The sequence below is a fragment of the Shewanella sp. Arc9-LZ genome, from assembly GCF_010092445.1.
In the GTDB taxonomy this organism is placed as follows: Bacteria; Pseudomonadota; Gammaproteobacteria; order Enterobacterales; family Shewanellaceae; genus Shewanella.
In genome coordinates, this window is sequence record NZ_CP048031.1 from 3,623,955 (window position 1) to 3,636,444 (window position 12,490).

Annotated in this window: 9 protein-coding genes; 6 read left to right on the forward strand and 3 right to left on the reverse strand. The window is 40.5% G+C overall.

Going from position 1 to position 12,490, the window contains the following annotated elements; translation table 11 throughout:
- Positions 1 to 91 precede the first annotated feature (91 nt).
- Positions 92 to 358: a 30S ribosomal protein S20 gene (rpsT, locus tag GUY17_RS15490; RefSeq protein ID WP_059744082.1), complete on the forward strand. Its 267-nt coding sequence runs from the start codon at positions 92 to 94 to the stop codon at positions 356 to 358.
- Between the two features lie 509 nt (positions 359 to 867).
- On the opposite strand, the gene GUY17_RS15495 is transcribed toward rpsT, so the two are convergent.
- Entirely contained in the window at positions 868 to 1,164 is a 297-nt protein-coding gene (locus GUY17_RS15495) for a metalloregulator ArsR/SmtB family transcription factor (RefSeq protein WP_011638342.1), read from the reverse strand.
- Between the two features lie 132 nt (positions 1,165 to 1,296).
- Between GUY17_RS15495 and GUY17_RS15500 the strand changes: the two genes are divergently transcribed.
- The gene (locus GUY17_RS15500; protein WP_162023673.1) at positions 1,297 to 2,742 is read left to right on the forward strand and encodes a M20/M25/M40 family metallo-hydrolase; all 1,446 of its coding nucleotides are present in this window, start codon (positions 1,297 to 1,299) and stop codon (positions 2,740 to 2,742) included.
- 92 nt (positions 2,743 to 2,834) lie between these two features.
- On the opposite strand, the gene yaaA is transcribed toward GUY17_RS15500, so the two are convergent.
- Both yaaA and GUY17_RS15510 read right to left on the reverse strand, forming a co-directional pair.
- On the reverse strand, positions 2,835 to 3,611 hold the full coding sequence (yaaA, locus tag GUY17_RS15505; RefSeq protein WP_162023674.1) for a peroxide stress protein YaaA: 777 nt from the start codon (positions 3,609 to 3,611) through the stop codon (positions 2,835 to 2,837).
- A 101-nt stretch (positions 3,612 to 3,712) separates the two neighbouring features.
- A complete protein-coding gene (locus tag GUY17_RS15510; RefSeq protein ID WP_101087192.1) occupies positions 3,713 to 5,149 on the reverse strand; it encodes a sodium:alanine symporter family protein in 1,437 nt (478 codons plus the stop codon).
- Positions 5,150 to 5,671: 522 nt separating this feature from the next.
- Here GUY17_RS15510 and GUY17_RS15515 point away from each other — a divergent pair.
- From GUY17_RS15515 to pgi, 4 genes are all read left to right on the forward strand, one after another.
- Positions 5,672 to 8,038 carry a phosphoketolase family protein gene (locus tag GUY17_RS15515; protein ID WP_101086375.1) on the forward strand — a complete coding sequence of 789 codons (2,367 nt, stop codon included), beginning with the start codon at positions 5,672 to 5,674 and terminating at the stop codon, positions 8,036 to 8,038.
- Positions 8,039 to 8,430: 392 nt separating this feature from the next.
- Positions 8,431 to 9,549 carry an OmpA family protein gene (locus GUY17_RS15520; RefSeq protein WP_162023675.1) on the forward strand — a complete coding sequence of 373 codons (1,119 nt, stop codon included), beginning with the start codon at positions 8,431 to 8,433 and terminating at the stop codon, positions 9,547 to 9,549.
- A gap of 296 nt (positions 9,550 to 9,845) precedes the next feature.
- Positions 9,846 to 10,799 (forward strand): transaldolase, encoded by a 954-nt coding sequence (tal, locus tag GUY17_RS15525; protein ID WP_162023676.1) that lies wholly within the window; start codon positions 9,846 to 9,848, stop codon positions 10,797 to 10,799.
- A 15-nt stretch (positions 10,800 to 10,814) separates the two neighbouring features.
- On the forward strand, positions 10,815 to 12,452 hold the full coding sequence (gene pgi, locus GUY17_RS15530; protein ID WP_162023677.1) for a glucose-6-phosphate isomerase: 1,638 nt from the start codon (positions 10,815 to 10,817) through the stop codon (positions 12,450 to 12,452).
- Positions 12,453 to 12,490: the final 38 nt, after the last annotated feature.

Here is a 12,490-nt window from a genome sequence, read left to right on the forward strand (position 1 = left end):
TTATTCAACTGTAGTCGTTGACAAGACGACAAAAAGCAGGCATATTCCTCGGCCTTTAAAAGTATCAAATCCAGTTTTTAGGAGTTGCACCTTGGCTAATAGCAAGTCTGCAAAGAAGCGCGCGCTTCAGTCTGAAAAGCGTCGTCAGCATAATGCTAGTCGTCGCTCTATGTTACGTACATACGTTAAAAAAGTCATCGCTGCTATCAAAAGTGGTGACCATAAAGCGGCTACAGAAGCGTTCGCTATTGCACAACCAATTGTTGACCGTATGGCGACTAAAGGTCTTATTCATAAGAATAAAGCCGGTCGTCAGAAGGCTCGCTTAAATGCAAAAATCAAAGCTATCGCAGCTTAAGTTTTTGTAGATTAAGATTCAAAAAACCGGCTTAGGCCGGTTTTTTTATTACTAAATTTTACCTATCTATCTTTTTCATCTGCAACTTCCCCTATCTCAGCTCAACTCAACTCAACTCAACTCAACAGATTAGTATCAATATAATAATGTCAAAATTATTAATGATCTGACCCTGAAAAATAGTCTGATTAAAAGCAAGTTGCGCTTGAGAGCTGTTTTAACGTTTAATTTAATACTATTAATATTGGCGACTAACTAAGCCTGTAGAAAGACAGTATGAAAGCTTTCACTCATTTCAACGGGAGAACGATCAATTTTATGAAAGTTGAAAGTTGAAAGTTGATTGTTGGTGGTTTTGAAAATATTGATACATTGCAGGTTTGTGGTTTGAAGTGTCTTAATTGCGGCCAGTAAGCGGCATATGGCGTGTATATAATTTACAGAACTAAACGTCTTAACTTAAGACATCATCAATGAGATGCATCAGTTAAGACGTTTGTGGAGTCAATTTAATAACAATACATATTATTTAATACTTGAATTAACTCTTTTACCTCATTACTTTTTAATGAATAAAAAACGGTTTGTGCTTCTTTTCTAGTACAGACTAAATTGTCTTTACGAAGCCATGCCAAATGTTGAGATAATGCCGATTGACTCAACCCCAACTTCTTATTCATTTCACCAACACACATTTCACCTTCATTAAGAAGATGACACAAAATAAACAATCTACGTTCATTTGCTAATGCTTTTAGCAATACGACCGCATGATCTGCTTGCTGCTGCATTTTTTCTATATTCATCACGCGCTCTTCTCCTCATCTAACCCCGCTCTAATATAGCGTTCCCTTACAAATAGAGTCGGGACATAAAGCACACTTTTTGGTAGATTGTTGTAAAAAATGAGACTTAGCTAAAATAATCAAAGGAAACTCATGAAAAACTATCAAAGAGCCACTCTCGTCGGTGCCATTTTTGCAGCACTTATTGGCTGTCAAACAACGTCACCAACTAAAGCCCCTGCACCACAATTAGTGATTAATGATTCTGATGATGCAAAAATCAGTCAACAATTAGCTAAACAAGCTTTATCGTCTCGCTTAAGTTATGACATAGTCGAATCACTCACCGTTGAAGTTGGACCAAGATTAGCTGGCACGGATAAAGATATAGTTGCGGTTGATTGGGCAATGGAAAAATTGTGGCTGCTCGGATTTGATAAAGTGTACAAGGAGTCTGTTCAAGTTCCTGCATGGTCAAGAGGTAGCGCCCACGCAAGTATCGTGGCGCCTTATGATCAGCCATTAGTCGTTACCGCCTTAGGTGGAAGCGTGGCAACACCGGTTAACGGTATTCAAGCATTAATTGTACGCTTTGACAGCTTAGAAGAGTTATCTAATGCATCACCTGGACGCATCGAAGGCAAAATTGTATTCATCGACCACAAAACTGAACGCCATATTACAGGTAAAGGTTATGGCGAAGCTGTAGGTGGTCGCTCTCGTGGAGCTATAGTTGCTGCACAAAAAGGAGCGGTTGCCATCGTTATCCGCTCTATTGGGACGGATCATGACAGAATGGCCCATACTGGCATGATGCGATATGAAGAAGGAACGCCTAAAATTCCTGCGGCAGCAATGTCGAATCCAGATGCCGATTTAATTAATGCGATGTTAAAGCGCGATCCTAACATCACACTATCATTAAATTTGACCTCAGAAAATCTAGGGATAGCCACCTCTTATAATGTCATTGCAGAAGTCACAGGTAGCAGTAAGCCTGACGAAATCGTCCTTATTGGTGCTCATCTTGATTCGTGGGATGAAGGTACAGGTGCGATTGATGATGGCGCTGGTGTGGCGATTGTCACCACCGCTGCTAAACTTATCCAAGACTTACCACAAAAGCCAGCACGCACTATTCGAGTAGTATTATACGCTGCAGAAGAAGTCGGTTTAGTTGGCGGTAAAGCCTATGCGGCACAACATGCTGATGAATTAGATAAACACTATATTGCCGCAGAATCTGATTTTGGTGCAGGACCAGTATATAAAATTGATTTTAACGTTAATGCCGCGACATTTGAACAGGTCAAACAAGAACATTCAGCTATGACCTTAAACGGCGTTGAACTAGGCAATAATGAAGCGTCTGGTGGCCCAGATGTTTCAATTCTACCAGCATTAGGCGTTCCAGTTGCGTCGTTAAATCAAGATGGTTCAGATTATTTTGATTATCACCACACTCCTAACGACACCTTGGATAAAATTGATCCCAAGAAACTAGCGCAAAGTGCCGCTGCTTATGCACAATTTGCTTATATGATGGCGCAATCAGAAATCGATTTAAGGCCTGTTACTCAGCAAAAAGAACAACACTAATCGGTTTATCTCAATCGAGCTTAACACTCAGACATTAAAAAGCCCTTATTCAAGGGCTTTTTATCAAGCTGGTTTTATTATTTCAGAGAGCGTTATTTTTGTTCGTCTCGTAAAAACACTGGCGCTGTAGGGGTCGATTGCACTTCGTTATAATAATAACCTTCAAGATCAAACTCGGTTAATTGTTCAACACTAGTAGGTTTAGTATCCACAATGTAACGAGCCATCAATCCGCGCGCTTTTTTAGCATAAAAGCTAATCACTTTAAATTGACCTTTTTTACAGTCTTTAAATACTGGTGTAATCAACTGTCCTTCAAGTTGCTTAACGTTGACCGATTTAAAGTATTCATTCGACGCTAAATTGACAATGATATCGTCACCCTGCTCTTTCAAGGCCTTATTCACTTCAGCAGTGATAGTCTCGCCCCAAAAAGCATATAAATTGCTGCCCTGTGAGTTTGCTAGTTTGGTACCCATTTCTAACCGGTACGGTTGAATTAAATCCAACGGTTTAAGTAAACCATACAAACCAGACAAAATACGCAGATGCTTTTGACTAGAAGCTATTTGTGACTCAGATAAATGATCGGCATCAAAACCGGTGTAGACATCACCTCGAAATGCGAATATAGCTTGTTTAGCATTATCAAGGCTAAACGGTGGCTGCCAGTCCGCAAAACGAGCAGCATTAAGCCCGGCAATTTTATCGCTTACTTTCATTAAACTGGCAATATCCATTGGTGTTAATTCACGGCATACATCAATCAATGCTTGGCTTTGTTTAAGTAAACACGGCAGAGAATGGGTGTTAGTTATAGGTGGATTTTCGAAATCTAATGTTTTCGCGGGTGAAACTAAAACCAGCATAAGTACGCTCCAGGTAAAATCATAATGTCATCATACTGAACTGATAAAAAAAAACCATGCTGCTGTAGCATGGTTTTTTCGATTACCCTAATAGGTAAATGCTATTTTTTTACAGGCTCTGCTGAGTTAGGCCAAATTTTTTCTTCTAATTGATCGGCTAGCTCCGGAAACTTACTAGTATCAAATACCGGATCAATACCAGCGTCTATCTGTTCACGGTAGTCATTGATCACTCTAACCGCCAAACCAGACAACAAGACTAATGCCACTAAGTTAACAATGGCCATTAGCCCCATCGACACATCCGCTAAATCCCAAACCAAACTAATTTTAGCGAGAGAACCAAACATCACCATACCTAAAACCACTAAACGAAATAAAGGTAAGGCTTTTTTACTATTGCCAGACAAGAACATTACATTGGTTTCTGCATAAGAATAGTTGGCAATAATAGACGTAAAGCAGAAGAGTAAAATGGCAAAAGCAATAAATGCTCCACCCCAATCACCCACATGACTGGTTAATGCACTAATGGTTTTGGCAATACCATCCGAGCTAGAAGCTGCATCTCCAGATAATAAAATAATCGCTGCGGTTGCGGTACAAATAACAATGGTATCAACAAACACGCCCATCATTTGCACAAAACCTTGCGATGCTGGATGGTTAGGATTTGGAGATGCACTTGCAGCAACATTTGCGGCACTCCCCATACCCGCTTCGTTTGAAAATAATCCTCGGGCAATACCAGCTTGCATTGCTTGCGAAACACTAAATGCAACACCACCAGCAGCAGCTTCTTGCCAACCAAATGCACTATTGATAACCAACATGAATATGTCGGGTAATTTTTCAATGTTCATACCCACAACGACAAAAGCAATGGCAATATAAGCAATAGCCATCACGGGTACAATTAACTCAGACGCTTTAGCAACCTTTTTAAGGCCTCCAACGATCACAAAGGCACTGCAAATAACAATACCAATTCCAATATAGACAGGCTCAAAACCAAACACCTGAGTCATAGCACCAGTTATGGTGTTAGCCTGGACTGCATTAAACACTAAACCAAAGGCTATAATTAAAAATATCGAGAACAGCACACCCATCCAGCGTTGACCAAGACCTTTCTCCATATAATAAGCAGGCCCGCCACGGTACTGACCATCACCATCTTTCACTTTATAAACTTGGGCAAGGGTCGACTCAATCATTGCGGTTGCCATACCAAGTACCGCAATAGCCCACATCCAGAACACGGCACCTGGTCCTGCGGTACCAATTGCAACAGCCACACCAGCCATGTTACCAGCACCTACACGTGCTGCCATACTGGTACAAAAAACCTGAAATGATGATAAGCCATGCTTACCTGGACGACGGCTAATAGCCAATACTTTAATGCCATGAACAAAATGAGTGGCTTGAATAAAACCGAGACGAATGGTGAAAAATAACCCAGCGCCTACCAGTCCATAAACTAGTAGCTTGCCCCAAAGTAGGCTATTCATAAAATTAATAATCGTTTCTAACATTGCCATATTGTCTAATCTTCCCCGTTATAAGGTTATTTTTTTGTATCAGGCTATTGCGCTGAATGTTAAAGCACATAATGGACAGACCTGGCACTTCATATGCAAGCTGCTATGTGTCAAACGGTAAAACAAATAAAAGTGCCAAATAAAGGCGCCATTATAAAAGCTAATGATGGTGGATTAATAGGTATAGATCACCAAGGGCTGTGAATGCTAAAACAACGTTACCTACCTGATACATTGCCTAAGTAAATAACACGTTGAAGCAACACAAATAAAACAAAAAGCAACAAGTGACATCCATCACACTTTATCACTTCTATTATTAATGCTCTATGCTTAAAGCACTGGCAAATCGTTATTAAATTTCAAGTAATTATCGACATATCAACCAAAAATGCGATCTGAACTAAAAGTGACTCGTCAAAAATCAGATAAAGGCCACATTATTGTAATAAAATTACAGATACAGTGTTCTCAAAGAAAGTTAAATAATTATTTTCACTTTTAATCGAGGTCACAATGACTAACTCAAATGAAATAACTGCACTAAAAAAATACGTACGAGCGACTAACTTCTTGGCGACATCGCAAATTTATCTGAAGCAAAACGTACTTTTTAAGCGTCCTTTACAACATACTGATATAAAGCCTCGTTTACTTGGTCACTGGGGAACGTGTCCTGGTATCAACTTTGTCTACGCTAACGTTAACCGTCTTATTGTTAAGCATAATCGTGAATTCATTTACCTTGTTGGCCCTGGCCACGGTTTCCCAGCAGTACAAGCTAACTTATTTGTAGAAGGTTCATTAAGCCATTTCTACCCAGAGACCATACCTTATACAGAAACGGGTATCGAAGATATCTGTAAAAAATTCTCAGCAGCTTACGGTTATCCATCACATGCGAATCCTGAAGCACCAGGTCAAATATTAGAAGGTGGTGAGCTTGGTTATTCACTTTCAGTTGCTTGGGGCTCTGTATTAGATAACCCAAATCTTATTGCCGCCTGTTTAATTGGTGACGGTGAAGCAGAAACAGGTCCATTAGCTGCATCTTGGTATGCCAACCGTTTAGTCTCACCAGATAACAACGGTGCAGTGCTACCAATCGTACATATTAACGGTTACAAAATTTCAGGCCCTACTCGTATGGGCCGAATGAGCCATGAAGAGCTAGATTTAGAATTCCGTGGTCTTGGTTATCACCCAATCATCGTTGATGATGAAATGGAAACCGATATTTTTGAACAAATGACCGCAGCAATGGACTTGTCATATGACATGATCAATGACATCCAACGTCGCGCACGTTCAGGTGAAGATGTCGTTAAACCACGCTGGCCAGTTATTTTAATGAGAACCGCAAAAGGTTGGACTGGTACTTCTGAATACGATGGTAAGAAACTTGCTGGTAACTGTGAATCTCATCAAGTAATAGTGAGCAACTGCGCCAAAGATAAAGGCCATCTTGAAGCACTTGATAAGTGGTTGGCTAGCTATAAGTTTGACGAATTAGTGCAAACCACTGAAAGCGGTGAATTGATATTTGATAAAGACATTATGTCTTTGATGCCGCCAAAAGAGTTATGTTGTGGTCGTCAACGTCTGAGTTACGGCGGTGAAGTTGTACGTGCTTTAGCAAATCCAGATTTAAACAAATTGGGTTACGGTTCAGAAACAGCTCGTGGTCAACGTGGTTTCTCAATGTTGAAAATGGGTGAGTGGATGCGTGATGCTTTCAAACTAAACCGCGATCAACGTAACTTACGTATCTTCAGCCCTGATGAAACATACTCAAACCAACTACAAGCTGTGTTTGAAGAAACCGACCGCGCATGGCAGTGGCCAATCGAAAGCTGGGATCAAGATATGTCTCGCGATGGCCGCGTGATTGAGCTCCTATCTGAAAATTTACTTTTCGGTATGTTACACGGTTACACAGTAACAGGTCGTCACGGCATGTTCCCTACCTACGAATCTTTCTCTCAGGTAGTGTCATCAATGGCAGATCAATATTGTAAATATGTTCATGCAAGCCAAGGCATCCATTTCCGTAAGCCTATCCCTGCATGTAACGTCGTATTGTCTTCACTATTAGAACGCCAAGATCACAACGGCTATTCTCACCAGAATCCGTCTTTCCTAGGCGCTATGTTAGAGAAACATCCGAACATTATTTCTGCTTATTTACCTGCAGATGCTAACAGTACCTTGGTTTACACTGAACGTGCTTACGCTGATCGCGATAAACTGAACATTATTGTTGCGGGTAAAAAGTCGTTACCACAGTGGTTATCACTTGATGAAGCCCGTAAGCAAGCTAAAGACGGTATCATGGTGTGGGATTTCGCCTCTGATGACAAACCAGATGTAGTACTTGCAGGTTGTGGTGACTACGCGACGCAAGAATGTATGGCCTCACTGGTATTAATTCGTGAGATTTTACCAAGAGTGCGCATCCGCTTTGTAAGTGTCTCAGAACTTCACAGCAGCGGTTTAGGTAGTCTTAAGTTTCAAAGCAAGCCTTGGATGATGGATGAAGTCTTCACTGAAGATAAAGGTGTGGTATTCAACTACCATGGCTACCCAAACACCATCAAAAAGCTTGTATTTGATTATAAAGGTAACCGTCGCTTCCGTATTAAAGGTTATGAAGAAGAAGGTTCAACGACTACACCATTTGATATGGGTGTGCGTAACGGTACTTCTCGCTACCATTTAGTTATCGATATGGCATACAAGTTGTTCCAGCAAGGCGTAATTGATGAATCACAACATGTGACCATCACGACCGATATGTTACAACGCTTGGTAGACCACAAAAACTACATCAAAGCAAACGGTGTCGACCCTGAAGAGATCGAAAACTGGGTGTGGACACGTTAACAGAGCTACCACTCACGTAAAATACGTCCTAATTGGACGTATTTTTGTTTTTAACCCTCAAAAAAAATAACTAACCATGTTTCTTGAGTAACTCATTAAAAATATTAACAATATTTTTATAATAAATCTAATCGTTCAGAGCGTCAAACAATTAACATTACCTTCTGTTTTTATTCATATTTTTAAGATTTCACTTATATGGCAACGAGGTAGCATAGTGAACTATTACAAAATATTAATCCTTTTTACTATGGAAAAACATCTAATTACCGACCATAATTGCGCCGCTGACTAAAATACAAAGAAACACCACATTAAGCGTCAGTAATGCATGAAAATAACAACTCCGTTACATGCATATTTGGTGGAGTAAAATAACAATGGATGTATATATGATGAAGAACACATTAAAAGTAGTATTACTCACCTCTATGTTGCCTTTTGCTGCATCAGCTGCAGAAGAACTAACACCTTGGTATATCGGTGGTGGTGTAGGCGTCAATAACTATGAACCTAGCTGCGACCAAAAAACCATGAAAGTATGTGGTGAAGATGACCCATATGCTTGGGACTTGTTCGGCGGTTATTTATTCAACGAATACATTGGTATCGAATTAGGTTATCGTGACCTAGGCCGTGCTGAATGGACTAATTACGATACTAAAAGCTACGATGTCGGAGCTACCGGCGTTAGTCTAGGTTTAGTTGGTTTTTACCCACTTGCTGACAAGTGGAGCTTATCATCAGAAATAGGTACTTATAGTTACCTATTAGAAAACCAACAAACAGTTAATGGTCAGAAATTAAGTGATTCTGGCGTAGGATTATTTGCTGGCGCTGGTGTTGGTTATAACTTTACCGACAATCTTAAGTTAGAAGCGAAATATCGTCGTTACGAAAATTTAGACGCTGACGCATTAAACAACTTAAAAATGGAAAGTAACTATTGGGGTCTAGCTCTAAGCTACCGTTTTGGTACGATTACTCCAGCTCCAGTTGCTGCTCCAGTTGTTGTTGCACCCGTTGTTGTTGCTCTAGGTGATGATGACAAAGATGGCGTAACAAACAACATCGACAAATGTCCAGACACACCATCAACTCACAAAGTTGATGCGACTGGTTGTAGTGTTTATGAAAACGTTACAACTAAGTATGACTTAGGTGGTATTTTATTTGCTAATGATTCAGCTGAAATCCGTGCTGGTTCGTTTGCTGATTTAGAAAAACTTGCTGACCACTTAACTAAATACCCACAACACACTGTATCTGTTCAAGGCCATGCGTCTAACGTAGGTAAAGCAGAATACAACATGAAGCTTTCTGAGCGTCGTGCGGTTTCTGTTGCAAGTGCACTAAACAAAAAGTATGGCATTAGCATGAGCCGTATTAATTCTGTTGGTTACGGTGTCACTAAACCAGTTATGCAAGGTAGCTCAGCTGAAGCTAACCGTGTTAACCGTCGTATCGAAGCTATCGTGACGGGTACTGAAAAGCGCGTAGTATTACGTTAATTGTAATATAGATACGCTATACTTTAGAAGTCGCTGCTTGCAGCGACTTTTTTATTTTCAGAACAACGTAAAAACTAGTACACCAGTGACTGCCACTGACGTAGCGGTAATAGAATTGGAAGTATGTACCGTATAAACTGACCAATTCTGTCTATTTAGCAACAATAATGGCTTTAAATAAGCGAAAACAGCGGATAATTTCGTAATTTTTTTACAAATAAAGTTGGAATAATTCCTAAAATCGCTTCTAATAAAGGCATTGATCTATATTCATTGCTTAACGAGAGGAAATTTCCATGGCCAATGCACTCGCGCAACTCAAATCATTCACGACCATCGTTGCTGATACCGGCGACATAGAAGCTATTAAGCGTTACCAGCCTGAAGATGCAACAACCAATCCATCACTCATTTTAAAAGCTTCTCAGATCCCTGAATATGCTTTTCTTATCGAGAATGCAATTGAATGGGCTAAAACTCAAAGCCAAAGTATTGAACAACAGATTGAAGATGCAGGCGACAAACTTGCAGTCAATATTGGCGTAGAAATTTTAAAGCTAGTACCAGGTCGTATCTCAACAGAAGTCGATGCTCGCTTATCATTTGACAAGCAACGCTCAATCGACAAAGCTCATAAGCTAATCAAATTATATAAAGAAGCCGGAATTGATAAATCACGAATTTTGATCAAACTAGCTTCGACTTGGGAAGGTATTTGCGCAGCAAAAGTACTTGAACAAGAAGGCATCAACTGTAACCTAACATTGCTATTTAGCTTTGCTCAAGCAAGAGCCTGTGCAGAAGCTGGCGTATACCTTATTTCGCCTTTTGTGGGTCGCATCCTAGATTGGTATAAAAAAGACACAGGCCAAGATTACACTGCAGAAACCGATCCTGGTGTGGTCTCTGTTACTGAGATTTACAACTACTATAAGCAACATGGTTATAACACTGTTGTAATGGGTGCGAGTTTCAGAAATATTGGTGAAATTATTGAATTATCAGGTTGCGACCGTCTAACGATTGGCCCTGCATTACTAGAAGAATTAGCCAATACTGATGTAGAAATCATCCAGAAATTGGTTGCGACACCAGCAACACAGTCGGCTCCAGCTGCGTTAACTGAAGAACAATTCCGCTGGGCATTTAACGAAGACCCAATGGCAGTAGATAAGTTGGCAGAAGGCATTCGCAATTTTGCCATCGATCAAGGCAAACTAGAAGTTATGCTAAAAACAAAATTAAGCTAGTTGGAGGCTTTACTCGTGACTACACTGACTCAAAGCACGACTTGGAAGGCGCTACAAACCCATTCAAGTCAACTACCTCACATGCGCGAATTATTTGCCCAAAACCCACAACGTTTTGAGCAAATGAGCGTTGCGGCTTGTGGTCTGTTTTTAGATTACTCTAAAAACCGTGTGAACGATGAAACACTTAAGCTGCTATTCTCTCTCGCTAAAGAAGCAAAACTGAGTGAAAAAATTACTGCAATGTTCAATGGTGATGTAATTAACAACACCGAACAGCGCTCAGTATTGCACACTGCATTACGCAGTAAAGCAACTCAAACGGTTATTGCTGAAGGAGCGAATATCGTTCCCGAAGTGCAACAAACATTAGCCAAAATGGCTAAGTTTGTTGGCACGGTGCAATCAGGTGAGTGGAAAGGTTATACCGGTAAAGCGATTACAGATATCGTCAGTATCGGCATTGGAGGTTCTTTTCTTGGACCTAAAATTGTTTCACAAGCGCTTAGACCATATTGGCAAGCAGGGCTTAATTGCCATTTTGTCGCCAACGTTGATGCTACTTCAATCTGTGAAAAATTAAAAAATCTCAATGCTGAGACCACATTGTTTGTGATGTCGTCAAAATCATTCAGTACTCAAGAGACTCTTACCAATACCCTTAGCGCTAAAGATTGGTTTTTAGGCCAAGGTGCAAGTCAACAAGATGTGGCGAAACACTTTGTTGCTGTAACATCAAATGTGGCTAAGGCAACTGAGTTTGGTATGGACGCTAACAACATATTCCCAATGTGGGATTGGGTTGGCGGACGCTACTCATTATGGTCAGCCATTGGTTTACCAATCGCGCTACTTATTGGTATGGATAACTTTAAAGACTTGTTAGATGGCGCGCATCAAATGGATGAGCATTTTACTAACACGCCTATCGAACAAAATATGCCCGTCATCATGGCTATGTTGTCTGTATTGTATGGTAATTTTCATGGTGCTCAATCACATGTCATTTTAACCTACGATCATTACTTACGTGGTCTTCCGGCTTATTTTCAACAACTCGACATGGAAAGTAATGGTAAATCAGTGACACTCGATGGCACTGACGTCGATTACAGCACCGGTCCCGTCATTTGGGGCGGTGAAGGTACTAACGGTCAACATGCCTATCATCAGTTGCTACATCAAGGCACAGCACTTATTCCTGCCGACTTTATTATGCCGTTGCAAAGCCACAATCCGTTGGGTGAACATCATGACCAACTTGCATCAAACTGCTTTGGGCAAACCCAAGCCTTAATGCAAGGTCGTACCTACGATGAAGCGCTGGCTGAACTAAGCAATAGCAAGCTTGATGAGCAACAAAAACCGCTTATAGCCAAACATAAGGTAATGGTTGGTAACAAGCCAAGTAATACCTTATTGATGGATAAGCTAACGCCAACAACATTAGGTGCGTTAATCGCGCTATATGAGCACAGAACCTTTGTTCAGGGTGCTATATGGCAGATAAACTCATTTGATCAATGGGGTGTAGAGCTAGGTAAGCAATTAGGCAATGATGTGCTTGAACGAATTGGTGCCGACCAAGATGCTACCGATTTAGATGCATCGAGCAATGCATTAGTGAACCTGTATCGTAAAGGTAAGCTATAGAACAAATACTAGCCTTAAATAAAAACCTCAGCTTGCTG

Coding starts and splice junctions, on each gene's coding strand:
- GUY17_RS15515 (WP_101086375.1), top strand. CDS start 5,672: ATGACTAACTCAAATGAAATAACTGCACTAAAAAAATACGTACGAGCG.
- yaaA (WP_162023674.1), bottom strand. CDS start 3,611: ATGCTGGTTTTAGTTTCACCCGCGAAAACATTAGATTTCGAAAATCCA.
- GUY17_RS15500 (WP_162023673.1), top strand. CDS start 1,297: ATGAAAAACTATCAAAGAGCCACTCTCGTCGGTGCCATTTTTGCAGCA.
- GUY17_RS15510 (WP_101087192.1), bottom strand. CDS start 5,149: ATGTTAGAAACGATTATTAATTTTATGAATAGCCTACTTTGGGGCAAG.
- GUY17_RS15520 (WP_162023675.1), top strand. CDS start 8,431: ATGATGAAGAACACATTAAAAGTAGTATTACTCACCTCTATGTTGCCT.
- GUY17_RS15495 (WP_011638342.1), bottom strand. CDS start 1,164: ATGAATATAGAAAAAATGCAGCAGCAAGCAGATCATGCGGTCGTATTG.
- tal (WP_162023676.1), top strand. CDS start 9,846: ATGGCCAATGCACTCGCGCAACTCAAATCATTCACGACCATCGTTGCT.